General features: G+C 57.3%; 22 protein-coding genes and 1 riboswitch. Of the genes, 11 read left to right on the forward strand and 11 right to left on the reverse strand.

Annotated features, from left to right (window positions below; translation table 11 throughout):
- Positions 1 to 6: 6 nt before the first annotated feature.
- From ftsL to leuO, 7 genes are all read right to left on the reverse strand, one after another.
- Positions 7 to 372, reverse strand: coding sequence for a cell division protein FtsL (gene ftsL, locus EDF81_RS12980; RefSeq protein WP_123348534.1), 366 nt, complete (start codon positions 370 to 372; stop codon positions 7 to 9).
- Positions 369 to 1,310 carry a 16S rRNA (cytosine(1402)-N(4))-methyltransferase RsmH gene (gene rsmH, locus EDF81_RS12985; protein WP_123348535.1) on the reverse strand — a complete coding sequence of 314 codons (942 nt, stop codon included), beginning with the start codon at positions 1,308 to 1,310 and terminating at the stop codon, positions 369 to 371. Before rsmH ends, ftsL begins: the two co-directional genes overlap by 4 nt.
- 1 nt (position 1,311) lies before the next feature.
- Positions 1,312 to 1,770 (reverse strand): division/cell wall cluster transcriptional repressor MraZ, encoded by a 459-nt coding sequence (mraZ, locus tag EDF81_RS12990; RefSeq protein ID WP_123348536.1) that lies wholly within the window; start codon positions 1,768 to 1,770, stop codon positions 1,312 to 1,314.
- A gap of 593 nt (positions 1,771 to 2,363) precedes the next feature.
- Positions 2,364 to 3,368, reverse strand: coding sequence for a catabolite repressor/activator (gene cra / locus EDF81_RS12995; protein ID WP_123348537.1), 1,005 nt, complete (start codon positions 3,366 to 3,368; stop codon positions 2,364 to 2,366).
- 304 nt (positions 3,369 to 3,672) lie between these two features.
- A complete protein-coding gene (ilvN, locus tag EDF81_RS13000; protein WP_123348538.1) occupies positions 3,673 to 4,167 on the reverse strand; it encodes an acetolactate synthase small subunit in 495 nt (164 codons plus the stop codon).
- A complete protein-coding gene (gene ilvI / locus EDF81_RS13005) occupies positions 4,167 to 5,891 on the reverse strand; it encodes an acetolactate synthase 3 large subunit (RefSeq protein WP_123348539.1) in 1,725 nt (574 codons plus the stop codon). Before ilvI ends, ilvN begins: the two co-directional genes overlap by 1 nt.
- Before the next feature lie 458 nt (positions 5,892 to 6,349).
- Positions 6,350 to 7,294, reverse strand: a complete 945-nt coding sequence (gene leuO, locus EDF81_RS13010) for a transcriptional regulator LeuO (protein WP_123348540.1) — start codon at positions 7,292 to 7,294, stop codon at positions 6,350 to 6,352.
- A 564-nt stretch (positions 7,295 to 7,858) separates the two neighbouring features.
- Here leuO and leuL point away from each other — a divergent pair.
- From leuL to leuD, 5 genes are all read left to right on the forward strand, one after another.
- Positions 7,859 to 7,945, forward strand: a complete 87-nt coding sequence (gene leuL, locus EDF81_RS24375; protein WP_123348541.1) for a leu operon leader peptide — start codon at positions 7,859 to 7,861, stop codon at positions 7,943 to 7,945.
- Positions 7,946 to 8,038: 93 nt separating this feature from the next.
- Positions 8,039 to 9,610 carry a 2-isopropylmalate synthase gene (leuA, locus tag EDF81_RS13020; RefSeq protein ID WP_123348542.1) on the forward strand — a complete coding sequence of 524 codons (1,572 nt, stop codon included), beginning with the start codon at positions 8,039 to 8,041 and terminating at the stop codon, positions 9,608 to 9,610.
- The gene (gene leuB / locus EDF81_RS13025; RefSeq protein WP_123348543.1) at positions 9,610 to 10,701 is read left to right on the forward strand and encodes a 3-isopropylmalate dehydrogenase; all 1,092 of its coding nucleotides are present in this window, start codon (positions 9,610 to 9,612) and stop codon (positions 10,699 to 10,701) included. The genes leuA and leuB overlap by 1 nt, the downstream gene beginning before the upstream one ends.
- A 2-nt stretch (positions 10,702 to 10,703) precedes the next feature.
- Entirely contained in the window at positions 10,704 to 12,104 is a 1,401-nt protein-coding gene (gene leuC / locus EDF81_RS13030) for a 3-isopropylmalate dehydratase large subunit (RefSeq protein ID WP_123348544.1), read from the forward strand.
- 10 nt (positions 12,105 to 12,114) lie between these two features.
- Positions 12,115 to 12,720, forward strand: a complete 606-nt coding sequence (gene leuD, locus EDF81_RS13035; RefSeq protein ID WP_123348545.1) for a 3-isopropylmalate dehydratase small subunit — start codon at positions 12,115 to 12,117, stop codon at positions 12,718 to 12,720.
- A gap of 41 nt (positions 12,721 to 12,761) precedes the next feature.
- On the opposite strand, the gene EDF81_RS13040 is transcribed toward leuD, so the two are convergent.
- Positions 12,762 to 13,940, reverse strand: a complete 1,179-nt coding sequence (locus EDF81_RS13040) for a sugar efflux transporter (RefSeq protein WP_123348546.1) — start codon at positions 13,938 to 13,940, stop codon at positions 12,762 to 12,764.
- A 244-nt stretch (positions 13,941 to 14,184) separates the two neighbouring features.
- Entirely contained in the window at positions 14,185 to 14,337 is a 153-nt protein-coding gene (gene sgrT / locus EDF81_RS13050) for a glucose uptake inhibitor SgrT (protein ID WP_123348548.1), read from the reverse strand.
- An 88-nt stretch (positions 14,338 to 14,425) separates the two neighbouring features.
- Between sgrT and sgrR the strand changes: the two genes are divergently transcribed.
- From sgrR to thiQ, 4 genes are all read left to right on the forward strand, one after another.
- On the forward strand, positions 14,426 to 16,084 hold the full coding sequence (gene sgrR, locus EDF81_RS13055; protein ID WP_123348549.1) for an HTH-type transcriptional regulator SgrR: 1,659 nt from the start codon (positions 14,426 to 14,428) through the stop codon (positions 16,082 to 16,084).
- A gap of 67 nt (positions 16,085 to 16,151) precedes the next feature.
- A riboswitch (TPP riboswitch) is annotated at positions 16,152 to 16,252 on the forward strand.
- A 31-nt stretch (positions 16,253 to 16,283) separates the two neighbouring features.
- A complete protein-coding gene (gene thiB, locus EDF81_RS13060) occupies positions 16,284 to 17,267 on the forward strand; it encodes a thiamine ABC transporter substrate binding subunit (protein WP_123348550.1) in 984 nt (327 codons plus the stop codon).
- Positions 17,243 to 18,853, forward strand: coding sequence for a thiamine/thiamine pyrophosphate ABC transporter permease ThiP (thiP, locus tag EDF81_RS13065; RefSeq protein ID WP_123348551.1), 1,611 nt, complete (start codon positions 17,243 to 17,245; stop codon positions 18,851 to 18,853). Before thiB ends, thiP begins: the two co-directional genes overlap by 25 nt.
- Positions 18,837 to 19,538: a thiamine ABC transporter ATP-binding protein ThiQ gene (gene thiQ, locus EDF81_RS13070; protein ID WP_123348552.1), complete on the forward strand. Its 702-nt coding sequence runs from the start codon at positions 18,837 to 18,839 to the stop codon at positions 19,536 to 19,538. The genes thiP and thiQ overlap by 17 nt, the downstream gene beginning before the upstream one ends.
- Here the strand turns inward: thiQ and EDF81_RS13075 are convergent.
- Complete coding sequence (locus EDF81_RS13075; RefSeq protein ID WP_123348553.1) at positions 19,532 to 20,302, reverse strand: DedA family protein; 771 nt, start codon at positions 20,300 to 20,302, stop codon at positions 19,532 to 19,534. The two genes, thiQ and EDF81_RS13075, sit on opposite strands and share 7 nt — an antisense overlap.
- 155 nt (positions 20,303 to 20,457) lie before the next feature.
- Entirely contained in the window at positions 20,458 to 21,309 is an 852-nt protein-coding gene (araC, locus tag EDF81_RS13080) for an arabinose operon transcriptional regulator AraC (RefSeq protein ID WP_123348554.1), read from the reverse strand.
- 339 nt (positions 21,310 to 21,648) lie between these two features.
- Between araC and araB the strand changes: the two genes are divergently transcribed.
- On the forward strand, positions 21,649 to 23,358 hold the full coding sequence (gene araB / locus EDF81_RS13085) for a ribulokinase (RefSeq protein ID WP_123348555.1): 1,710 nt from the start codon (positions 21,649 to 21,651) through the stop codon (positions 23,356 to 23,358).
- Between the two features lie 10 nt (positions 23,359 to 23,368).
- Positions 23,369 to 24,871, forward strand: a complete 1,503-nt coding sequence (gene araA / locus EDF81_RS13090) for an L-arabinose isomerase (RefSeq protein WP_123348556.1) — start codon at positions 23,369 to 23,371, stop codon at positions 24,869 to 24,871.
- The last annotated feature ends 37 nt before the right edge of the window (positions 24,872 to 24,908 follow it).

Genomic DNA, 24,908 nt, shown 5'->3' on the forward strand with positions numbered 1-24,908 from the left:
GATTCCTTATTTCTGGACCACAATATTTTCCTGCGACGGATCAACATGCTGCATTTGCAGCTTTTCCGTCGCGATGCGTTCAACCCGGCTGTGATCGCCGAGCGCATTTTCTTCAAGGATCAGGTTGCGCCACTCAATATCCAGCGCGTCGCGCTCCAGCACCATCTGTTCACGCTGGGCGGTCAGCAATCGGGTGTGGTGCGCGGTGGTCACCACGGTGACCGCCGTAAAAATAATGCAAACGAACAGACAGAGTGGCAGTTTGCCGAAGCGCAGAAGATCGCCGCCGATCACGGCAGGCAAAGCATGGCGTTCATTGCTGCCTAACGATCCCTTCACCTTGTCGAGGGCTTCTGTCACTCTGCCGATCATGCGTTCGTCCTCTCTGCAATACGCAGAACCGAACTACGGGCACGCGGGTTTTCCGCCACTTCTTCTTCGCCTGGCATCAGCTTGCCTAATGCGCGCAGATAGCGGCCACCCAGTTTGTTAAGCTGTGCCTCGGTCATCGGCAGACCGGCAGGCACCTGCGGGCCACGGCTTTGCTCGCGCATAAAGCGCTTCACAATGCGGTCTTCCAGCGAGTGGAAGCTGATGACCGAAAGACGTCCTTCCGGTGCCAGCACCTCGATAGAGCTCTTTAACGCCTGCTCAATCTCCTCCAGCTCGCTGTTCACCCAGATACGCACGGCCTGGAAGGTACGGGTCGCAGGATGTTTGAACTTATCCTTCACCGGCGTCGCCGCCGCGACCACTTCCGCCAGCTCTTTAGTGCGGGTCATCGGATCAAGACGGTTACGCTCAACGATGGCGCGCGCAATACGTTTGCCAAAGCGCTCTTCACCGAAGGTTTTTATCACCCAGGCGATATCGGCTTCTTCAGCGGTTTGGAGCCATTCGGCGGCAGACTGCCCGCGAGTTGGATCCATACGCATATCCAGCGGACCGTCGCGCATAAAGGAGAAGCCGCGCTCCGCGTCATCAAGCTGCGGTGAGGAAACGCCAAGATCGAGGAGGATCCCGTCAATCTGGCCAATAAGATCGCGCTCGCGAACGTAGTCCGCCAGCGCAGAGAATGGTCCATGGATAATGGCAAAGCGCGGATCATCTATCGCTTCAGCCACGGCAATAGCCTGCGGATCGCGATCGATAGCCAGCAGTCGGCCCTGCGGCCCCAGCTGTGAGAGGATCAGGCGCGAGTGTCCGCCGCGCCCAAAAGTGCCATCAATATAGATGCCGTCAGGACGAATGTTCAGGCCGTTAACGGCCTCATCCAGCAGCACCGTTGTGTGTTTAAAATTTTCCATCATTTTACAGAGACAAATCCTGCAATCGCTCCGATAAAACCTCGGTAGCGGATTGCTCAGCGTCGATATCTTCCTTGACCCGTTGATACCAGGTCGTTTCGTCCCACAGCTCAAATTTATTGAACTGCCCGACCAGCATCACTTCTTTGGTCAGTCCGGCATGCTGCCGTAAAACCGGCGCAATCAACAAACGACCAGCGTTGTCCATCTGACATTCGCTGGCATGTCCTAACAGCAGACGCTGTACGCGGCGCTCGGCAGGGTTAATGCTCGACAGGCGCGACAGCTTTTGCTCGATAATTTCCCACTCGGGCAGCGGGTAAAGCAGCAGGCAGGCGTGGTGGAGATCAATGGTACAGACCATTTGACCTGACGCGCTCTCAACCAGTCTGTCCCGATAACGGACAGGAACGGCTAACCGTCCTTTACTGTCGAGATTGACCAACGTCGCACCCCGAAACATGCCAGTCATACCCCTTTTCGCCACTTTACCCCACAAATTCCCACTCAAGAAGTTTACGGAGCGAAGGAAAAGCTTGTCAAGCCAGCAGGGAGGCTAATGGGAGTAAAAAAGCAGGGTTTACGACGGAAAGTCGCTGCGATTAAATTCTGCCCAACGAGCGAGGCAAATTAACGCTATGAATATTTGTAAGAAAATAACGAATATGCACCAGACCGTTAAACAACAACTTTCTATTATCGGTGGAGAATATAAAGTGTCAGTTTGCGACGCGAGCGGCATTTTAGGACATTCTCATCCCCGATAACAGTGCCTTTACGACATAACTTCGCCGGATAGCCTGCATCCGTGGACCGCAAACCGGGAGGACATCGCTAACTGCAGATTAATTCGACAGCCGAAGGTCGGCTTGTAACAAAAAAATACAATTGACACGGTTCTTTACTCAAAAATAATCCCTCACGCGTTTAATTTAAAAAACATGAATCGCTCTCGGGAGTAACCGTACAAAATTATGGAATTATCTGAATTAAGAAAGAAATTAAATTTACCTTAATGCGAATTAAAGAGGCGGCCTTGCGCCGCCCTTTTTGCTATCACTGGCGGCTCAGGATGCCGCGGCGATACAGATTACGTCGGATGCGGCTCAGACCTGGCTTCGGTTTACGAGGCTCATCAAGGCTTGCCAGCACGATTTCCAGCACCCGCTCCGCCACGTCACGATGACGCTGGGCCACAGCCAGAACCGGACACTGGAGGAAATCCAGCAGTTCGTTGTCGCCAAAGGTGGCAATGGCCAGCTCTGACGGCAGCTTACCTTCACGGCGCAACGTCACGTCCATTACCCCCTGCAGCAGGGAGAATGAGGTGGTGAACAGCGCCTGCGGCATCGGATGGGTTTCCAGCCACTTTTCAAACAGCTGCGCCGAGGCTTCCCGCTCATAGCTGTTGGCATAGAGATAGTGAACCTCGCGGGGATCGTCCTTCCAGGCCGTGCGGAACCCCTGCTCACGCAGGAAACTCACCGACAGCTCAGGCAGCGCGCCCAGATAGAGCACCGTATCACCCGGGAAGGTACGCAGCTCCGCCGCCAGCATCTCGGCATCATCCTGATCGGCACCCACTACGCTGGTGAAATGCTCGCGGTCCAGGGCACGATCCAGGGCGACAATCGGGAAAGGATCGTTAGCCCAGCGCTGATAGAACGGGTGTTCCGGCGGCAGCGCGGTGGAGACAATAATGGCATCAACCTGGCGCTGAAGCAGATGCTCAATACAGCGCATTTCGTTATCCGGCTGATCTTCAGAACAGGCGATCAGCAGCTGATAGCCACGCTGGCGCGCCTGACGCTCAAGGTAGTTCGCGATCCGCGTGTAGCTGGTATTTTCCAGATCCGGAATCACCAGCCCGATAGAACGCGTGCGTCCTGCACGTAACCCGGCCGCCACCGCATTCGGGTGGTAATTATGTTCACGCACCACGGCCATGACTTTTTCGACCGTTTTATCGCTAACACGGTATTGTTTTGCTTTACCGTTAATCACATAGCTAGCGGTGGTTCGTGACACGCCGGCGAGCCGAGCGATTTCATCCAGTTTCACAATTGCCCCTTAAAAATAGACACACCATAACCTTTATATACCCATATATACCCAAAATAATTCGAGTTGCGTCAAGGCGGCAAGGGAGCGAATCCCCGGGAGCTTACACCAGTAAGTGACTGGGGTGAGCGAACGCAGCCAACGCAGAGGCAGCTTGAAGTATGAAGGGTATGGGTTAAAAACCTTGATATCTAAGCGCAGAATAATCACCCGGGCAACCGCTTTTGTTCCCACTTTGTAGGGTTTTAGCAAAAAAAAGCCCGACAGGGCGCTGTCGGGCTCTCAAAACCGTGCTGTGACGGTCTTAACGCATGATTTTATCGCCGCGTGATAAGCCCACCACGCCGGATCGCGCCACCTCAACAATTCGCGCCACGTCGCGTAAAGAAGCCAGGAACGCGTCCAGTTTGTCGCTGGTCCCGGCCAGCTGCACGGTATAGATCGATGGCGTCACGTCAATAATCTGACCGCGGAAGATCTCGGTGTTGCGCTTCACCTCTTCACGTCCGTAGCCGCTGGCCTGCACTTTCACCAGCATAATCTCACGCTCAACGTGCGAACCCTGCCCCAGCTCGCTGACGCGCAGAACGTCCACCAGCTTGTGCAGTTGCTTTTCAATTTGTTCCAGTACCTTCGCATCACCCACCGTCTGGATAGTCATCCTTGAGAGCGTGGGATCGTCGGTCGGCGCAACGGTCAGGCTTTCAATATTGTAACCACGCTGGGCAAACAGGCCGATAACGCGCGACAAAGCCCCCGATTCATTTTCCAGTAATACTGATAATATCCGGCGCTTCATCAGGTTCTCTCCGTTTTGCTCAGCCACATTTCATCCATTCCGCCGCCGCGAATCTGCATCGGATACACGTGTTCGCTGCCATCGACGACCACATCGACAAACACCAGCCGGTTGTTGCGTACCTGCGCAAGCGCCTCGCCGAGTTTCTGCTCAAGCTCCGCCGGTTCGCTAATGCGGATCCCCACGTGGCCGTAAGCTTCCGCCAGCCGCACAAAGTCAGGCAGCGATTGCATATAGGACTGGGAGTGGCGGCCGGAGTAAATCATATCCTGCCACTGCTTCACCATCCCGAGATAGCCGTTGTTAAGATTGAGCACCAGCACCGGCAGCTCATACTGCAGCGCCGTGGACAGCTCCTGAATATTCATCTGGATACTGCCATCGCCGGTGACGCACACCACCGTCTCTTCCGGCAGGGCCATTTTCACCCCTAGCGCCGCCGGCAGGCCGAAGCCCATGGTGCCCAGGCCGCCGGAGTTGATCCAGCGTCGGGGCTTATCAAAGGGGTAGTAGAGCGCGGCAAACATCTGGTGCTGACCGACGTCGGAAGTGACATACGCCTCTCCCTTCGTTAAGCGCCAGATCGTTTCAATCACCGCCTGCGGTTTGATGCTGGCGCTGGCTGTGTCATAGCTCAGACATTTACGGGCGCGCCACTGCTCAATTTGCTGCCACCAGTCGCGGATATCATCCAGCGGCTGAGCCGTATCTTCCTGCGCCAGCAGCTCCAGCATCTGTTCCAGCACCTGACGCGCGTCGCCAACAATCGGCACATCGGCGGCAACGGTTTTTGAAATCGAGGTCGGGTCAATGTCGATATGCAAGACCGTGGCATTCGGACAGTATTTCGCCAGATTGTTGGTTGTGCGGTCATCAAAACGCACGCCAACGGCGAATATCACGTCGGAGTGATGCATGACCATATTGGCTTCGTAGGTGCCGTGCATCCCAAGCATACCGAGCGCCTGACGATGGGTCGCCGGAAATGCGCCCAGCCCCATCAGCGAAGAGACGACCGGCAGGTTCAGTTTTTCAGTCAGGGTCCGCAGCTGCGTCTCGCACGCCGCATTTACCGCCCCGCCACCGACGTAAACGACCGGATGTTTAGCGGCAATCAGCGTTTGCAGCGCCCGTTTAATTTGTCCTTTATGGCCGGTCGTGGTCGGATTATAGGAGCGCATACTGACGCTCTCTGGCCACAGATAGGGCAGCTTCTTCGCCGGGTTCAGAATATCCTTCGGTAAATCGACTACCACCGGGCCAGGACGACCGCTGGCCGCAAGCCAGAACGCTTTCTTGAGCACGCCAGGGATATCTTCCGTCTGCTTAACCAGGAAGCTGTGCTTCACGACCGGACGCGAGATCCCCACCATATCGCACTCCTGGAACGCATCGTAGCCAATCAGCGACGTCGCGACCTGTCCGGAGAGGACAACCAGCGGAATGGAGTCCATATAGGCCGTCGCAATGCCGGTAATGGCATTGGTTGCGCCAGGACCAGAGGTCACCAGCACCACGCCCACCTCACCCGTTGCGCGGGCAAGGCCATCGGCCATATGCACCGCCGCCTGCTCGTGGCGAACCAGCACGTGATCGATACCGCCAACCGTATGTAGCGCATCGTAGATATCGAGGACTGCGCCTCCGGGATAGCCGAATACTTGTTTAACGCCCTGATCGATAAGCGATCGGACAACCATCTCGGCTCCAGACAACATCTCCATGATTTGCCTCCAGGCTTCTGTTTTTTTGACTGACAGCGGAACTCATTTTCGCACTGTCACACTGCGCGGAGCCGTCGGCTCCGGGAGTCTGCACGCTGACGCAGGCCAGCAGACTTATCCAGCCTGGTCGGCGGAAAGCATTCATGCAACCTGCTGGCATGCAGAAAAGGAATCAGGTCACTTAACATAACCGCTGACGACAAAGCCTGGCAATTCACAAACCCGCGCATTCAGAGATAAGAAAAGAGGAAACCACGACAAAGGCTAACAATTCTGGTGAAAAGTTCCGGTAATAAGAAAAGCCAATGATTAATCATTGAATTCATTCGCGCAGGGCGTGAAATCGTCTCTTTTTACCCTCGCCGTCGCGCATGTAAAAAATCATAGCAGAATAAAATACCAGACTTACCATTACTCACAGAATAAACCGGAGATAACTCCGGCTTATTCCTGGCGCCTTAGCGACGGCAAATCGACACCAGCAATTGCTCCATCCACTGGTGGCCTTTATCTCTGCCGGCGGAATCATGCCAGGAGAGATAGCAGGTTCGATTATTTAGCGGTAACGGCAACGGCAGAATAGCCAGCTGCATTTTTTCCGTAAATTCTTTTGCCAGCCAGCGCGGCGCGATAGCGACCAGCTGCGTTTGGGATACCACGCCCAGCACGCTGGTCAAGGCCATTCCCTGGTAGGAAATAGCGCTTTGCTTTTCCGGCGAGTCATACCAGATCTGGCTGAAAGAGGCGTAACGATCGAGAACAACCGCCGCATGCCCTTCGCGCCAAATATCAGCTTCCGTTAACAAGTTATTCAATCTGGGGTGTTTTCTGCTGGCAACCAGCACCATTTCATCGAGGAATAACGGCATGCTGGAAAAATCCGGCCGATGAAAAGCTTCATAACCGATAACAAATTCTACTTCCTGATAACGTAGCTGGTGTTCAATATTCTGATTAAGCGAGGTTCTGAACGCCAGCTGAATATTAGGCGCGATCGCTTCAACTTTATTGTAAATGGTTGAGGTTAAATAACTATCTAGCGGACTACAGACGCAAAGATGAAATACGCGTTCGCTGCTCAACGGCTCGAAACCGGCTCCCGGCAGCTCGTTTTGCACCAGCTGCAGCGCCTGACGAATAGGGCCAAACAGCTGACATGCCCGTACCGTAGGCTGAATCCCCCGGCCGTAGCGCACAAAGAGCTCGTCGTTGAACATCACCTTTAATCGGGCGACGGCATTACTCACGGCTGGTTGAGACATCCCCAGCACCTGCGCCGCACGCGTAATATGCTGCTCCTGCATCACCACGTCAAAAACCGTGAGGAGGTTTAAATCTACGAGGCGTAAGTTTGACTTTTCCTCTTCTGAAACAACGGGGGTATCTGTTTTCTGCTCTATCATTCCGGGACTCCTTGTCGTACTAACTTCTTGACATCCAAATTCAGAAATAACTCATCAGGGTATGATTTACCACGTGTATGAAATAAGCAAAAGAGAATGTTTTATTTTTAGGAATCAATTGCCAAAAAGAAAAAACATATTAATTTTATTTGTCAATAAAAAACGCTCGTATTTGATAAGACACATCACAAAAGATAGCGTTAAAAAAACCAGGTGCGCCCATATTTCGCGTTCTCAGCACCCCATAATCTTAAAAAACGATTAATATAACTAAGTTAAATATTCTGTTCCTTCCCGGGAGGATAATGAATTTCCCTGGAGATCGGACATGACTTTATTAATTCGTCATTAAAAATCTTAATCCAGCCCCCTCCTCTGCGGTAAACGCGCATAAACACGCCACTTATCTATTATTCCGCTTATCAGGCCAAACGACAGAGCATTGCGCTAACCACACCTCTCGTCAGAGGCATTCTTATTGATGGGCAATTTGCATAAAGAGTTGACATCGATCGGCATATCCAGTACCACTAAAAGCATTACGAATTCACCGAGGCAAGATGAATGATTCGCACAACTCGTTTCACCGGGCTACTACTACTAAACGCATCTTCAGTGCGCGGTAGGCCGGTGGGCGACGTTCAACGTTAAGTCATCTTCCGGTTAAATACTAAACCCGCGCCACTGCGCGGGTTTTTTTATGCTCGTAGCAAGGCGCCCCAGGACAGACAAAGGACCTAAACCATGAGCCAGCAAGTCATTATTTTCGATACGACCTTACGCGACGGTGAACAGGCGCTGCAGGCAAGCCTGAGCGTGAAAGAGAAACTGCAGATCGCGCTGGCCCTCGAACGTATGGGCGTTGACGTGATGGAAGTGGGCTTTCCCGTCTCCTCCCCGGGCGACTTTGAGTCCGTTCAGACCATTGCCCGCCAGGTTAAAAACAGCCGAGTCTGCGCCCTGGCCCGCTGCGTAGAGAAAGACATCGACGTTGCCGCAGAATCCCTGAAGGTTGCCGAGGCGTTCCGAATTCATACCTTTATCGCAACCTCGCCGATGCATATCGCCACCAAGCTGCGCAGCACCCTGGACGAGGTGATTGAGCGTGCGGTCTATATGGTGAAACGCGCCCGCAACTACACCGACGACGTAGAGTTTTCCTGTGAAGATGCCGGTCGCACGCCAATTGCCGACCTGGCCCGCGTAGTGGAAGCGGCCATCAACGCCGGTGCCCGCACCATCAATATCCCGGATACCGTCGGCTACACCTTACCGTTTGAATTCTCGAATATTATTACCGGCCTGTATGAGCACGTACCGAATATCGACAAAGCCATTATCTCTGTTCACACCCATGACGACTTAGGCATGGCGGTCGGAAACGCGCTGGCGGCGGTTCATGCCGGTGCGCGTCAGGTTGAAGGCACCATGAACGGTATCGGCGAGCGCGCCGGTAACTGCGCCCTGGAAGAAGTGATCATGGCCATCAAGCTGCGCCAGGATATGCTGAATGCCCACACTCGTATCAACCATCATGAAATCTGGCGTACCAGCCAGCAGGTCAGCCAGATTTGTAATATGCCGATCCCGGCCAACAAAGCCGTCGTCGGAACCGGCGCTTTCGCGCACTCCTCCGGTATCCACCAGGATGGCGTGCTGAAAAATCGCGAAAACTACGAAATCATGACCCCGGAATCCATCGGTCTGAACCAGATTCAGCTGAACCTGACCTCCCGCTCCGGCCGTGCGGCGGTGAAACACCGTATGGAAGAGATGGGCTACCAGGAATCCGATTACAACATGGATAACCTGTACGACGCCTTCCTGAAGCTGGCAGATAAAAAAGGTCAGGTCTTTGACTATGACCTGGAAGCGCTGGCCTTTATTAACAAACAGCAGGAAGAGCCGGAGCATTTCCGCCTGGACTACTTCAGCGTGCAGTCCGGCTCCAGCGATATCGCCACCGCCTCTGTCAAACTGGCCTGCGGCGATGAAGTGAAAGCAGAAGCCGCTAACGGCAACGGTCCGGTTGACGCCGTCTACCAGGCGATTAACCGCGTGACCGGCTATAACATCGAACTGGTCAAATACGGCTTAACCGCCAAGGGCCACGGCAAAGATGCGCTGGGCCAGGTGGATATCGTCGCCAGCTATAACGGCCGTCATTTCCACGGCGTCGGTCTGGCGACGGATATCGTCGAATCCTCAGCAAAAGCGATGGTCCACGTGCTGAACAGTATCTGGCGCGCCGGTGAAGTCGAAAAAGAATTGCAACGCAAAACTCAGAATAAAGAAAACAACAAGGAAACCGTGTGATGTCGAAGAATTACCATATTGCCGTGTTGCCGGGTGACGGAATTGGCCCGGAAGTGATGGCACAGGCACTGAAAGTACTGGAAGCCGTTCGCAACCGTTTTGATATGCGCATTACCACCAGCCATTACGATGTCGGCGGTATTGCTATCGATCGCCACGGTAACCCGCTGCCGCCCGCGACGGTTGAAGGCTGCGAGCAGGCCGATGCTATCCTGTTCGGCTCCGTCGGCGGCCCGAAATGGGAAAATCTGCCCCCGGCCCAGCAGCCGGAGCGCGGTGCTCTGCTGCCGCTGCGTAAACACTTTAAACTGTTCAGTAACCTGCGTCCGGCGAAGCTGTACCAGGGTCTGGAAGAGTTCTGCCCGCTGCGCGCCGATATCGCCGCCCAGGGGTTCGATATTCTGTGCGTGCGCGAACTGACCGGCGGTATCTACTTCGGCCAGCCAAAAGGCCGTGAGGGCAGCGGCCAGCACGAGAAAGCCTTCGACACCGAGGTCTATCACCGTTTCGAAATCGAGCGTATCGCGCGCATCGCTTTTGAATCCGCACGCAAACGTCGCCACAAGGTGACCTCCATCGATAAAGCCAACGTCCTGCAGACCTCTCTGCTGTGGCGCGAGATCGTCAATGAAATCGCCGGTGAGTACCCGGACGTTGCGCTGTCGCATATGTATATCGACAACGCCACCATGCAGTTGATTAAAGACCCGTCCCAGTTCGACGTGCTGCTGTGCTCCAACCTGTTTGGCGACATTCTGTCTGATGAATGCGCCATGATCACCGGCTCAATGGGGATGCTGCCTTCCGCCAGCCTCAACGAGCAGGGATTCGGTCTGTATGAACCTGCGGGCGGCTCCGCGCCGGATATCGCCGGTAAGAACATTGCCAACCCGATCGCCCAGATCCTCTCTCTGGCGCTGCTGCTGCGCTACAGCCTGCAGGCTGACGAGGCGGCAGGCGCGATTGAGAGCGCCATTAACCGTGCGCTGGAAGAAGGCGTGCGTACCGGTGACCTGGCACGCGGCGCGGCTGCGGTCAGCACCGATGAGATGGGCGATATTATTGCCCGCTATGTCGCCGAAGGGGTCTAATCATGGCTAAGAGTTTGTACGAAAAGTTGTTTGACGCGCATATCGTTCACGAAGCGCCAAACGAAACCCCGCTGCTCTATATCGACAGGCATCTGGTCCATGAAGTGACGTCGCCGCAGGCGTTTGACGGCCTGCGCGCCCACAAGCGTCCGGTGCGCCAGCCGGGTAAAACCTTCGCGACCATGGATCATAACGTCTCGACGCAGACCAAAGATATCAACGCCTCCGGCGAGATGGCGCGCATTCAGATGCAGGAGCTGATTAAGAACTGTAACGAGTTCGGCGTCGAGCTGTACGATCTGAATCACCCGTATCAGGGCATCGTACACGTGATGGGGCCTGAGCAGGGGATCACCCTGCCTGGCATGACCATCGTCTGCGGCGATTCTCATACCGCAACCCACGGCGCGTTCGGCGCGCTGGCCTTTGGGATCGGTACCTCGGAAGTCGAGCATGTGCTGGCGACCCAGACCCTGAAACAGGGCCGTGCAAAGACCATGAAAATTGAGGTCAACGGCATCGCCGCGCCGGGGATCACTGCCAAAGATATCGTGCTGGCGATCATCGGTAAAACCGGCAGCGCCGGTGGTACCGGCCACGTGGTGGAGTTCTGCGGCGACGCGATCCGTGCCCTGAGCATGGAAGGCCGTATGACCCTGTGCAATATGGCGATTGAGATGGGTGCGAAAGCCGGTCTGGTCGCCCCGGATGAGATCACCTTTAACTACGTTAAGGGCCGTCTGCACGCGCCGAAGGACAAAGACTTTGACGATGCGGTGGCGTACTGGAAAACCCTGCAAACCGACGAGGGTGCAATCTTTGATACCGTCGTTACCCTGCAGGCAGAAGATATTTCTCCGCAGGTAACCTGGGGGACCAACCCGGGCCAGGTGATCTCCGTCAACGACGCAATCCCCGATCCGGCGTCCTTCGCCGATCCGGTTGAGCGCGCCAGCGCCGAGAAAGCGCTGGCCTATATGGGTCTGAAGCCGGGCATCCCGCTGACCGATGTCGCGATTGATAAAGTGTTTATCGGCTCCTGCACCAACTCACGCATTGAAGATCTGCGCGCGGCAGCAGAAATTGCCAAAGGCCGCAAAGTGGCCCCGGGCGTGCAGGCGCTGGTGGTACCAGGTTCCGGTCCGGTGAAAGCCCAGGCGGAAGCCGAAGGTCTGGATAAGATCTTTATCGAAGCCGGGTTTGAGTGGCGCTTACCGGGCTGCTCCATGTGCCTGGCGATGAACAACGACCGCCTGAATCCGGGCGAGCGCTGCGCCTCCACCAGTAACCGTAACTTTGAAGGCCGTCAGGGCCGCGGCGGCCGCACGCATCTGGTCAGCCCGGCGATGGCTGCCGCTGCGGCAGTTACCGGCCACTTCGCCGATATTCGTAGCATGAAATAAGGAAACCATCATGGCAGAGAAATTTACCCAACATACCGGGCTGGTGGTGCCGCTGGATGCCGCGAATGTCGACACCGACGCCATTATTCCCAAGCAGTTTTTGCAGAAAGTGACCCGCACCGGTTTTGGCGCGCATCTGTTTAACGACTGGCGTTTTCTCGACGACCAGGGCCAGCAGCCTAACCCGGAGTTTGTGCTGAACTTCCCGCAGTACAAAGGGGCTTCTATCCTTCTGGCGCGGGAAAACTTTGGCTGCGGTTCATCCCGCGAGCACGCGCCATGGGCCTTAACCGACTACGGCTTTAAAGTCGTTATTGCGCCGAGCTTCGCCGATATCTTCTACGGCAATAGCTTTAACAACCAGCTGCTGCCGGTGATACTCAGCGACGAAGAGGTGGATGAACTCTTTACGCTGGTGCAGGCAAATCCGGGGATAACCTTTGAGGTGGACCTGGAAGCCCTGCTGGTGAAAGCGGGCGATAAGACCTATGCGTTTAACCTTGATGCTTTCCGTCGCCACTGCATGATCAACGGCCTCGACAGTATTGGTCTGACCCTGCAGCATGAAGAGGCGATTTCCGCCTACGAGAACAAACAGCCTGCGTTTATGGGCTAACGCTCTCTGTCAGGCCCGGTCTCCGGGCCTGATTCTTTCCCTTACACATCCTTCACCTTACAGGTCATCAGCAGCGTAATCAGCGAAATAGCGGCGATGGCCCAATAGACCGAGAAGTGGCCGAAGCTCTGCGCCAGCGCCCCCTGAATCACCCCCGCCAGAATCACACCGGTTGAAATACTGCTGGTAAACAGGGTTGTGGCCGCGCCGGCTCTGCCCGGCATCAGATCCTGGAACCACAGCATCCCGATCCCGGCGACAATACCGATAAAAATCGCATTAAACAGCTGTAGCACCAGCAGCGCCGTCCGATCGTGGAAGAAGATCAGCCCCGTATAGAACACCACGCCTGCGGCTACCGCCGAGACCATCATCCGCCGTTTACCGAAGCGTTTGACGTAGTAACCGGCGAGGATCATTGCCGGAATTTCCAGCCCGGCCGCCGTGCCCATCAGGATACCCGCCAGCTTATCCGGCAGCCCCAGATCGTTACTGATCCACAGAGGCATATCGATGATGTACATGGTGTTACAGGTCCACATCAGCGTCGAAGCGATAAACAGCATCCGCACGTTGAGATCTTTCCAGCCGCTGGTCGGAAGGGTGTCACTTTCCGTTGGCTGCGCGACCCGGGGCATGGATGGCAAAGTCAGCGCGATCAGCGCCAGGCTGAGGATAAAGATCCCGGCGGCGATGGAAAACATCATGGTAAAGCCGTAGTTCAGCGCCAGGGTAAAGGCCAGCGGCGGGCCAATCACCCACGCCAGCGAGAGCTGAGCACGCATCACCGAGCTGAACATGACCACTTCCCGTGCGGAGCTGTCGGCGTATTCGCGGGCGAGGGCAAACAGCTGCGGCATCGCGGTATTCGCCAGCGAGGCCAGCAGGACGCCGCAGGTCAGCAGCGTCAGATAGTGACGGTTAAAGGCGAACAGCAGCGCATTACCGACGGCCATCAGGCAGCAGAACATTATTAATTTGCGGCGATCGCCCTGAGCGTCGGAGCGTTTGGCCAGCCACAGGCTAATCAAAATACCGGCGATGGCGTTAATGGTATAAAACAGCCCTATCCAGAAAGGCTCAGCACCCACTTCACGGCTTAAAAACAGGCTCAGCGTCGGCGCCTGTAGCGCACCGGCAACGCCGATCATAAAGGCTACCAGCATAAAAGAGGCATAGACGCCGTTCAGGCGACGGCCCATTGTTGCTAACCACAGCATAAGAGATCCCTTGCAGAGAAAGGCATAAACGCTTGCATGATAAACGAAAAAAGCCAGCAAAAAAGATTTTGCTGGCGGGATGCCTTTAGCACCAATACTCAGTCACACATGCGATTCCCCTTCATCCTTCAAGCTGCCTCTTTGTTGGCTGCCTTCGCTCACCCCGGTCACTTACTGGTGTAAGCTCCCGGGATTCACTCAGTTGCCGCCTCGATGCAGCATGAATGATTTTGGGTACAGCAAGTCAACGGTCAGAAGTCGGTGAAGTGACGCTCCACTGCATCAGATCTTCCAGCATCTTCAGCCGCTGCTGTGCGCTCAGACCGGTTAACCAGCCCGTGCGCCGTGTTGCAGTAAAGTAGTTTTGGTAGAACTGACGTGCAGATGACTTCTTCATAACCCATCTCCTCGCTTCATCGAAGTTCATTATTGGCTTAATATGAGGAGAAATAAATTGCTGAGTATTTGCCGGGAGTTCCCCTTTTATGTCTTCAGCGCGTCTGCAACAACAGTTTATCCGCCTGTGGCAGTGCTGCGATGGCCGGTCGCAGGAAACCACCCTTAACGAACTGGCGGAGCTGCTCAGCTGCTCCCGGCGTCATATGCGCACCCTGCTCAATACCATGCAGGAACGCGGCTGGCTGCTGTGGGAAGCCGAAGCCGGGCGCGGTAAGCGTTCGCGCTTAACCTTCCTCTATACGGGCCTGGCGCTCCAGCAGCAGCGTGCAGAAGACCTGCTGGAGCAGGATAAAATCGAGCAGCTGGTGCAGCTGGTCGGGGATAAAGCCACGGTGCGCCAGATGCTGGTTTCCCATCTCGGGCGCAGCTTTCGTCAGGGACGCCATATTCTGCGCGTGCTCTACTATCGTCCGATGAAAAACCTGCTGCCCGGCAGCGCCCTGCGGCGTTCGGAAACCCATATTGCCCGGCAAATTTTCAGCGCACTGACGCGGATAAATGAGGAAAATGGGGAACTGGAAGCCGATATCGCCCACCACTGGCAGCAGCTTTCCCCCCTGCACTGGCGTTTTTACCTGCGCCCCGGCATCCATTTTCATCACGGGCGGGAGCTGGAGATCGACGATGTGATCGGTTCCCTGGAGCGAATCAGCGCCCTGCCGCTCTACTCGCATATCACGCAGATTGTCTCTCCCACCGCCTGGACGCTGGATATTCACCTTAACCAGCCCGATAACTGGCTACCCTGGCTAATGGGCAATACGCCCGCGATGATCCTGCCCCGGGAGTGGCCGACCATGAGCAACTTCTCCGGCCAGCCGGTCGGCACCGGCCCTTATGCAGTGGTGCGCAATAACCAGAACCAGCTCAAAATTCACGCCTTTGACGACTACTTTGGCTACCGGGCGCTGATCGACGAGGTCAACGTCTGGGTCCTGCCGGAAATCGGCGAAGAGCTGAGCGGCGGACTGATGCTGGAAGGCCCGGAAAAAAACAGCGAAAAAGCGGTGGAGAGTCGGCTGGAAGAGGGCTGCTACTATTTGCTGTTTGACGCGCGTTCTCCACGCGGGGCTAACGCCCAGGTGCGTGACTGGCTGAGCCAGATTCTGGCTCCGGCCAATTTGCTCTATCATGCGGATGAGCAGTACCGGGAGTACTGGTTCCCGGCCTACGGCCTGCTGCCGCGCTGGCATCACGCCCATGCGGGAAAAGGCGACAAGCCCGCCGGGCTGGAGACCCTTACCCTCACCTACTATCGGGAACACGTAGAGCACCGCGCGATTGCCCGGTTAATAGCGCAGCTACTGGCGAAACATCAGATCCGGCTGGAGATTAACGAGGTGGATTACGATGAGTGGCACGGCGGCGAAATCGTCAGCGACATCTGGCTTAACAGCGCCAACTTTACGCTGCCGCTCGACTTCTCGCTCTTCTCTCATCTGTATGAAGTCCCGCTGATTCAGAACTGTATCCCCATCGACTGGCAGCAGGATGCGGCAAGCTGGCGCGCGGGAGAGCTAAACCTCGCCGCCTGGTGCCAGCAGTTGCTCACCGAGCGGGCCATGATGCCGCTGATCCACCACTGGCTGCTGATCCAGGGTCAGCGCAGTATGCGCGGGCTGCGAATGAATACCCTGGGCTGGTTCGACTTTAAATCCGCCTGGTTTGCGCCGCCGGATCCCTGACAGGTCTGACAACGGGTGAACGCGCTGTTAACACTTTCGTAATAGTGACGAAATCATTACAATGACGCCGTACTCAACGGGGTGCTGTGCCTTGCGCACGTGCTGAGATAATACCCGTCGAACCTGATCCGGATAACGCCGGCGAAGGGATTTGAGGCTGCCACTCAAAATCCTTTGCCACCCTTTTTTGAGGTGCAAAGTGTTAAAAAAATTACTTCCTCTGCTGGCGCTGCTTGCCGCGCCCGCCTTCGCGAAACCCGTTCTGACCGTCTACACCTACGACTCCTTCGCCGCCGACTGGGGTCCCGGACCTGCGGTGAAAAAAGCCTTTGAAGCCGACTGCGACTGCGAGCTAAAGCTGGTGGCGCTGGAAGACGGCGTCTCCCTGCTTAACCGTCTGCGGATGGAAGGCAAAAACAGCAAGGCCGACGTGGTTCTGGGGCTCGATAACAACCTGCTGGAAGCGGCAACCCAAACCAAACTCTTCGCCCCCAGCGGTATTGCCACCGATACGGTAAAAGTGCCGGGCGGCTGGAAAAACGACACTTTCGTTCCCTTTGACTACGGCTGGTTTGCGTTTGTCTACGATAAAACCAAACTGAAAAACCCGCCGAAAAGCCTGAAAGAGCTAGTGGAAAGCAACGAAAAATGGCGGGTGATCTATCAGGATCCGCGTACCAGCACGCCGGGCCTGGGCCTGCTGCTGTGGATGCAGAAAGTGTACGGCGATAACGCCCCACAAGCCTGGCAGAAGCTGGCGGCAAAAACCGTCACCGTCACCAAAGGCTGGAGCGAAGCTTACGGTCTGTTCCTTAAAGGTGAAGGCGACCTGGTGCTGAGCTATACCTCATCCCCGGCCTACCACGTGATTGAAGAGAAAAAAGACCAGTACGCTGCGGCCAACTTTAGCGAAGGCCACTATCTGCAGGTGGAAGTCGCGGCGCGTACCGCAGCCAGCAAACAACCTGAGCTGGCGGAAAAATTCCTGCGCTTTATGCTGACCCCGGCCTTCCAGAATACGATCCCGACCGGCAACTGGATGTATCCGGTGACGGACGTCGCTCTGCCTGACGGCTTTGAACAGCAGGCGAAACCCGCCACCACCCTTGAATTTACCTCTAAGCAGGTCGCCGACCAGCGCCAGACCTGGATTAACCAGTGGCAACGCGCCGTCAGCCGTTAATTCCCGGCTGGCTGCTGCCGGGGCTGGCCGCCGCCACGCTGATGGTGGCGGTCGCCCTGGCCGCATTCCTTGCACTCTGGTTTAGCGCCCCCTCGGTAGAGTGGCTGACGGTCTGGCAGGATAGCTATCTCTGGCACGTGGTGCGCTTCTCCTTCTGGCAGGCCTTCTTATCGGCGCTGCTCTCGGTCGCGCCCGCGATCCTGCTGGCCCGCGCCCTCTACCGCCGCCGTTTCCCCGGCCGCCAGCTTATGCTGCGCCTGTGCGCGATGACGCTGATCCTCCCGGTCCTGGTGGCGGTATTTGGCCTGCTTAGCGTCTACGGACGCCAGGGCTGGCTGGCCTCTCTCTGTCAGGCGTTCGGCCTGGAGTGGCACTTCTCGCCCTACGGCCTGCAGGGCATCCTGCTGGCCCACGTCTTCTTTAATTTACCCATGGCCACCCGCCTGCTGCTGCAGGTGCTGGAGCAGATCCCCGGTGAGCAGCGTCAGCTGGCGGCCCAGTTGGGGATGCGCGGCTGGGCCTTTTTCCGGTTTGTCGAATGGCCCTGGCTACGCCGCCATATTGCCCCGGTCGCAGCGCTGATCTTTATGCTCTGCTTCGCCAGCTTCGCCACCGTGCTGTCGCTGGGCGGCGGCCCGCAGGCCACCACCATTGAGCTGGCGATCTACCAGGCGCTCAGCTACGACTACGATCCCGCCCGGGCGGCGATGCTGGCGCTGATCCAGATGGGCTGCTGCCTCGGTCTGGTCCTGCTCAGCCAGCGGCTCAGTAAAACCCTCGCCGTGGGCAGTACGCAGCTGACCGGCTGGCGGGATCCGGACGATCGCCGCTTCAGCCGGATCGGCGATACCCTGCTGATCGTCCTTGCGCTGCTGCTACTGCTGCCGCCTCTGCTGGCGGTGATCGTTGACGGTCTGAACCCGACATTACTGCAGGTCCTGGCGCGCCCGGCCCTGTGGCAGGCGCTGAGTACTTCTCTGCGCATCGCCGTGGCCGCCGGACTGCTCTGCGTGATCCTGACCATGATGCTGCTGTGGAGCAGCCGGGAGCTACGCGCCCGTCAGCGGGTCACCGCCAGTCAGGCCCTTGAGCTCAGCGGGATGTTAATTCTCGCGATGCCGGGCATCGTGCTGGCCACCGGTTTCTTTTTGCTGCTTAACAGTACCGTTGGCCTGCCGGAAAGCGCCGACGGCATTGTCATCTTCACCAACGCCCTGATGGCGATCCCCTATGCCCTGAAGGTGCTGGAAAACCCGATGCGCGATGTGACCGCCCGCTACAGCACGCTCTGCCAGTCGCTGGATATCTCGGGCTTCAATCGCCTGCGTATCATTGAGCTGCGGGCGCTGAAACGCCCTCTGGCCCAGGCGCTGGCCTTTGCCTGCGTGCTCTCCATCGGCGACTTTGGCGTAGTGGCGCTATTTGGTAACGAAGACTTCCGCACGCTGCCGTTTTATCTCTATCAGCAGATGGGCTCCTATCGCACCCAGGACGGCGCGGTTACCGCCCTGTTGCTGCTGATCCTCTGTCTGCTGCTGTTTACCCTGATTGAAAAACTACCGGGACGCCATGCTAAAACTGATTGATGTCACCTGGCTTTACCGCCATCTGCCAATGCGTTTCACCCTTGAGGTGACACGCGGGGAACAGGTTGCGGTGCTCGGCCCGAGCGGAGCCGGGAAAAGCACCCTGCTCAATCTGATTGCCGGTTTTCTGCCGCCGGCCAGCGGCAGTATCCTGATTGACGGCAAGCCGCATACCGCAACGCCGCCCGCGCGCCGTCCGGTATCAATGCTGTTTCAGGAGAACAATCTGTTCAGCCATCTGACGGTGCGGGAAAATATCGGCCTGGGGATGCATCCGGGCCTGAAACTCACCCCGACTCAACGGCAAAAGCTGGAGGACATTGCGCAACAGATGGGGCTGGATGCGCTCCTCGATCGCCTTCCCGGTGAACTGTCGGGCGGACAGCGCCAGCGTGCGGCGCTGGCGCGCTGTCTGGTACGCGAGCAGCCGGTGCTGTTACTGGATGAACCTTTTTCGGCGCTCGATCCGGCGCTGCGTCAGGAGATGCTGATTCTGGTGGGTGAGGTCTGCCGTCAGCAGCAGCTTACCCTACTGATGGTATCGCACAGCGTTGAGGATGCGGCACGCATCGCCCCGAGATCGCTGGTGATCGCCGACGGCCGTATTGCCTGGGATGGGGAAACGAAGGAGTTGCTGAGCGGCGCGCCAGAGGCCGCCGCCCTGCTGGGAATTTCCCGTCAGTGACCGCGGATCACGCCGCCGAGAATATCGAGATAGACCGGCATTAACGGGTGGCGGATCGCCGCCGTTGCCGCCATCACCGCCACGCCGAGCATAACCGGCGCCAGCCACAGCAATCGGCTGCGCGGCAGCGTCCGACTTAAGCGATCGGGATTGGTCTTGCCGCTGCGCCACAGACGCCAGACCAGCCATACGCCCAGCCACAGCAGTAGCGCCGCCGCCAGCAGCAGCCATTTAAAATTCGCGCTCTGGGCATCGGCAGGAATATCGGTCGTGGCACCCGCGAGGATACCGGGCAGGAAGTAGACCGGCGGCCAGAGCAGGCAGCCGATAATATTAGGCAGAACAAACTTTCTGACCGGCAGATCGAGCATCCCGGCCACCATCGGCACCAGCGGCCGCGTCGGCCCGACAAAGCGACCAATCAGGATCGTCATCATGCTGTGCTGATGCAGCGCGTGTTCTGTTTTATCCAGCAGTGCCTTGTTCTTCTTGAGGAATGACCAGCGGTGCAGTGGCTGCTTAAAGCGCCAGCCGAGCCAGAATGAGATCCAGTCGCCCAGCAGACAGCCAACGATCCCCGCCAGCCACGCCTGCCAGAAATTGACATCACCGCTGCCGATCAATGCGCCCAATCCGGCCATCATCACCGTTCCCGGCAGGATCAGGCCGACCAGCGCCAGCGATTCCAGGAAGGTCACCAGCAGGATCGCAATCAGTGAATACACCACAGACTGGGTAATAAAATGGTCGAGCAACGCTTCCATAAAGTATCCGGTCAAATAACGAAGCGGAGATTCTGCTGAGCAGATCCCCGATCGTCAAGTCATCAATTGTTTTAGCCTGTGTCTCGCCAGACTGCGCGTAACCCTTAGCTTTTTAGTGTAACCGTGATGACAAAAAACGGATGACTTTCTGCACGTTATCGTAGCTCGCACCCGGCACGGAACTCGCTGGGGCTGGCCCCGGTGCATTTTTTAAAGACCCGTGAGAAATAGAGCTGATCCTCAAACCCGACGTTGCGGCCTACGCTGGCAATCGGCATACGCGTCGTACTCAGCAGCAGCTTGGCCTGGCTGATACGCTGATCCTCGCGCCAGCTCAGTACGCTGACGCCGAGCTGCTGGCGAAACAGATGCGACAGCCTGGACGGCGACAGGCAGACGTGCTGAGCGACGCTGGCAATATCAAAGCGAATATCCGCCAGATGATCGCTGATGTACTGGCAGGCGTCGCGCACCCGATGATCCAGCGGCGGATGCAGGGATTCGTTGATCGCATCCACACGTCTTAACAGGAGCTGCTCCAGCAGGTTGATCGCCAGCAGCTCCGAATAGCGCCCTTCCCGCTGCCCGGCATCAATAATCTGGGTAAAGAGTTCGGCGAAGTGCGCCTGCTGCGCCTCGTCAGGACGATAGAAGCCGGTCTGGGCGAAAATCGTCGGCCAGTTCAGCCACTCCTGCCAGTAGGCGCGGGGCCGGAAGTAAACCCACTGGTGATACCATTCGCTGGCGTCATCGTGACGGCCGTAGTGGTGCACCTCGCCGGGCGGAAACAGCAGGATATCGCCGGGACGACAGACAAACTGCTTATTCTGATTGTTGATTACACCCTCACCGCGCACGGTCATATTGAGGATATAGCCCTTCATGCCCAGCGGCCGGTCGACAAAAAAATCGAGGTAGCTTTCGGCATCGATGGGCGTCAGCCCGGCCACCAGATGCGCATTAAACGAATAGCCCGGCAGCAGGGGATCATTTTGAGTTTCAGCCATAAACAGGGCGCTCCCTAAGGGGTTAAAGGAAACCAATTGTCCATATCACACATCGCGTTACCCTCTTTCCCTGAGGTCGACCCACCGGCCTGAGCATTCCGTCTCCAACCCCGCAACAGAAAAGAATTTTGTGCTTATGACCTACCAAAGTCCGTTAAAAAGGCTCAACAAAAGTGTCTATAAAGAGGACAGAAATGTCCACATTGAATATTTGCACGGCATCACACTTTACGAACCCATAGCATTATTATCCATAAGATTAGCGGTTCCTGCCTGACCATTTTCACGCTCACTCTCTAGTGTTACTCCATGTCCGATTCTTCATTCATGGAGCAGCAGATGGCGATAGCAATAGGCCTCGATTTTGGCAGTGATTCAGTACGTGCGCTGGCGGTGGACTGTACCAGCGGCGAAGAGATCGCCACCAGCGTGGAGTGGTATCCGCGCTGGCAGGAGGGGCGATACTGCGACGCGGCGCATAACCAGTTCCGCCACCACCCGCGCGACTATATCGAATCCATGGAGGCCGCCCTGAAAACGGTGCTGGCATCGTTGAGCGAGGCGCAGCGCCAGCAGGTTCGCGGTATTGGCGTTGACAGCACCGGCTCCACGCCCGCCCCGATAGATGCCCAGGGTCAGGTACTGGCCCTGCGTCCCGAATTCGCCGATAACCCCAACGCCATGTTTGTGCTGTGGAAAGACCATACTTCGGTCGAAGAAGCGGAGGCGATTACCCGCCTGTGCCATACGCCCGGCAACGTGGATTACTCCCGCTATATCGGGGGAATTTACTCCAGCGAGTGGTTCTGGGCCAAAATCCTGCACGTCACTCGCCAGGATCGCGCCGTGGCTCAGGCCGCTGCCTCCTGGATCGAGCTGTGCGACTGGGTTCCGGCTCTGCTTTCCGGCACCACCCGACCGCAGGATATCCGCCGCGGCCGCTGCAGCGCCGGGCATAAATCCCTGTGGCATGAGAGCTGGGGTGGCATGCCACCGGCCAGCTTCTTCGACGCCCTGGATCCGATTATCAACCAGAACCTGACCTGGCCCCTGTTTACCGAGACCTGGACCGCCGATCTGCCCGTCGGCAACCTGAGTCCCGAGTGGGCGACCCGGCTGGGCCTGCCGGAAACGGTGGTCATTTCCGGCGGCGCCTTCGACTGCCATATGGGCGCGGTCGGCGCGGGCGCGCAGCCCAACACGCTGGTCAAAGTGATCGGCACCTCCACCTGCGACATTCTGATTGCCGATAAACCCGACGTCGGTGACCGCGCCATCAAAGGCATCTGCGGCCAGGTTGACGGCAGTGTGGTGCCGGACTTTATCGGTCTGGAAGCGGGCCAGTCCGCCTTCGGCGATATCTATGCCTGGTTTGGCCGCATTCTCGGCTGGCCGCTGGAACAGCTGGCCACGCAGCATCCGGAACTGCGCGAGCAGATCCGCACCAGCCAGAAACAGCTCCTGCCCGCGCTGACCGAAGCCTGGGCGAAAAATCCTTCTCTCGATCATCTCCCGGTGGTGCTGGACTGGTTTAACGGCCGCCGTACGCCCAATGCCAACCAGCGGCTGAAAGGGGTGATTACCGACCTTAACCTGGCGACCGACGCCCCGGCGCTCTTTGGCGGCCTGATCGCCGCAACCGCCTTTGGCGCCCGCGCCATTATGGAGTGCTTCACCGACCAGGGGATCGACGTCAACAACGTGATGGCGCTGGGCGGTATCGCCCGCAAAAACCCGGTGATTATGCAGGCCTGCTGCGACGTGCTAAATCGCCCGTTACAGATTGTTGCCTCCGATCAGTGCTGTGCGCTAGGCGCGGCCATCTTTGCCGCCGTCGCCGCCGGAGTACACGCAGATATTCCTGCCGCACAGCAAAAAATGGCCAGCCGGGTGGAAAGCACGCTCCAGCCCGGCCGTGAACAGGCCCAACGCTTTGAACAGCTTTATCAGCGCTACCGCCAGTGGGCGGAAAGCGCGGAACAGCATTACCTCCCAGGCAGCACGCCCGCGCCAACCGCGTCGGCCAGCCGGACAACTTTGACCCATTAAGGACAACGAAATGACAATTTTTGCGAATCATGAAGTGTGGTTTGTCATTGGCAGCCAGCACCTGTACGGACCGGAAGCGCTGCAGCAGGTTACCCGGCATGCGGAACAGGTGGTTAACGCCCTGAATACGGAAGCCAAACTTCCCTGCAAGCTGGTACTGAAGCCGCTGGGCACCCGCCCGGATGAGATCACCGCTATCTGCCGCGACGCCAGCTATGACGATCGCTGCGCCGGTCTGGTGGTGTGGCTGCACACCTTCTCCCCGGCCAAAATGTGGATCAACGGTCTGTCGATCCTGACCAAACCGCTGCTGCAGTTCCATACCCAGTTCAACGCCTCCCTGCCCTGGGACAGCATCGACATGGACTTTATGAACCTGAACCAGACCGCACACGGCGGCCGCGAGTTCGGCTTTATCGGCGCGCGGATGCGTCAGCAGCACGCGGTGGTTACCGGCCACTGGCAGGATAAACACGCCCAGCAGCGTATCGGCGCCTGGATGCGTCAGGCCGTCTCAAAACAGGATACCCGCAACCTGAAAGTCGTCCGCTTCGGCGACAATATGCGTGAAGTCGCGGTGACCGACGGGGATAAAGTCGCCGCGCAGATCAAGTTTGGCTTTTCCGTGAATACCTGGGCGGTCGGCGACCTGGTTCAGGTGGTTAACGCGGTCAGCGACGGCGATATCAACGCCCTGGTGGACGAATATGAAAGCAGCTATCGCCTGACGGCGGCAGCGCAAATCCACGGCGAGAAACGCCAGAACGTGCTTGATGCCGCCCGTATCGAACTCGGCATGAAGCGCTTCCTGCAGGAGGGCGGCTTCCACGCCTTCACCACTACCTTTGAAGATTTGCACGGCCTGAAACAGCTTCCGGGCCTGGCGGTACAGCGCCTGATGCAGCAGGGCTACGGCTTTGCCGGGGAAGGCGACTGGAAGACCGCCGCGCTGCTGCGCATTATGAAAGTGATGGCGACCGGCCTTGAGGGCGGCACCTCCTTTATGGAGGATTACACCTACCACTTTGAAAAGGGCAACGACCTGATCCTCGGCTCGCATATGCTGGAAGTGTGCCCGACCATCGCCCTGGATGAAAAACCGATCCTCGACGTGCAGTTCCTCGGCATCGGCGGCAAGGCCGATCCGGCCCGTCTGATCTTCTCCACCAAAACCGGCCCGGGCATCGTCGCCAGCCTGATCGACCTCGGCGACCGCTTCCGCCTGCTGGTAAACACCCTCGACACGGTGAAAACCCCGCACGACCTGCCGAAACTGCCGGTGGCCAACGCCCTGTGGAAAGCGCATCCGGATATGGAAACCGCCTCCGAGGCCTGGATTATCGCCGGAGGCGCGCACCACACCGTCTTCAGCCATGCTCTGAACCTCGATGATATGCGTCAGTTCGCCGAACTGCACAATATCGAACTGGTGGTGATCGACCAGGAAACGCGCCTGCCGGCCCTGAAAGACGCGCTGCGCTGGAACGAAGTCTATTACGGCGCTCGCCGCTAACAGAAGCATCGCTGGCCAGCGCAAGCTGGCCATTATT

It is taken from the genome of Enterobacter sp. BIGb0383 (genome assembly GCF_003751845.1).
In the GTDB taxonomy this organism is placed as follows: domain Bacteria; phylum Pseudomonadota; class Gammaproteobacteria; order Enterobacterales; family Enterobacteriaceae; genus BIGb0383.

Excerpts from the sequence above, each read along its gene's own strand:
- sgrT (WP_123348548.1), bottom strand. The coding sequence starts at position 14,337 with ATGAAGAAGTCATCTGCACGTCAGTTCTACCAAAACTACTTTACTGCA.
- ilvN (WP_123348538.1), bottom strand. The coding sequence starts at position 4,167 with ATGAAGCGCCGGATATTATCAGTATTACTGGAAAATGAATCGGGGGCT.
- thiQ (WP_123348552.1), top strand. The coding sequence starts at position 18,837 with ATGCTAAAACTGATTGATGTCACCTGGCTTTACCGCCATCTGCCAATG.
- leuB (WP_123348543.1), top strand. The coding sequence starts at position 9,610 with ATGTCGAAGAATTACCATATTGCCGTGTTGCCGGGTGACGGAATTGGC.
- leuC (WP_123348544.1), top strand. The coding sequence starts at position 10,704 with ATGGCTAAGAGTTTGTACGAAAAGTTGTTTGACGCGCATATCGTTCAC.
- sgrR (WP_123348549.1), top strand. The coding sequence starts at position 14,426 with ATGTCTTCAGCGCGTCTGCAACAACAGTTTATCCGCCTGTGGCAGTGC.
- EDF81_RS13075 (WP_123348553.1), bottom strand. The coding sequence starts at position 20,302 with ATGGAAGCGTTGCTCGACCATTTTATTACCCAGTCTGTGGTGTATTCA.
- leuA (WP_123348542.1), top strand. The coding sequence starts at position 8,039 with ATGAGCCAGCAAGTCATTATTTTCGATACGACCTTACGCGACGGTGAA.
- leuO (WP_123348540.1), bottom strand. The coding sequence starts at position 7,294 with ATGATAGAGCAGAAAACAGATACCCCCGTTGTTTCAGAAGAGGAAAAG.
- leuD (WP_123348545.1), top strand. The coding sequence starts at position 12,115 with ATGGCAGAGAAATTTACCCAACATACCGGGCTGGTGGTGCCGCTGGAT.
- leuL (WP_123348541.1), top strand. The coding sequence starts at position 7,859 with ATGATTCGCACAACTCGTTTCACCGGGCTACTACTACTAAACGCATCT.
- ilvI (WP_123348539.1), bottom strand. The coding sequence starts at position 5,891 with ATGGAGATGTTGTCTGGAGCCGAGATGGTTGTCCGATCGCTTATCGAT.
- rsmH (WP_123348535.1), bottom strand. The coding sequence starts at position 1,310 with ATGATGGAAAATTTTAAACACACAACGGTGCTGCTGGATGAGGCCGTT.
- araA (WP_123348556.1), top strand. The coding sequence starts at position 23,369 with ATGACAATTTTTGCGAATCATGAAGTGTGGTTTGTCATTGGCAGCCAG.
- mraZ (WP_123348536.1), bottom strand. The coding sequence starts at position 1,770 with ATGTTTCGGGGTGCGACGTTGGTCAATCTCGACAGTAAAGGACGGTTA.
- araC (WP_123348554.1), bottom strand. The coding sequence starts at position 21,309 with ATGGCTGAAACTCAAAATGATCCCCTGCTGCCGGGCTATTCGTTTAAT.
- araB (WP_123348555.1), top strand. The coding sequence starts at position 21,649 with ATGGCGATAGCAATAGGCCTCGATTTTGGCAGTGATTCAGTACGTGCG.
- ftsL (WP_123348534.1), bottom strand. The coding sequence starts at position 372 with ATGATCGGCAGAGTGACAGAAGCCCTCGACAAGGTGAAGGGATCGTTA.
- EDF81_RS13040 (WP_123348546.1), bottom strand. The coding sequence starts at position 13,940 with ATGCTGTGGTTAGCAACAATGGGCCGTCGCCTGAACGGCGTCTATGCC.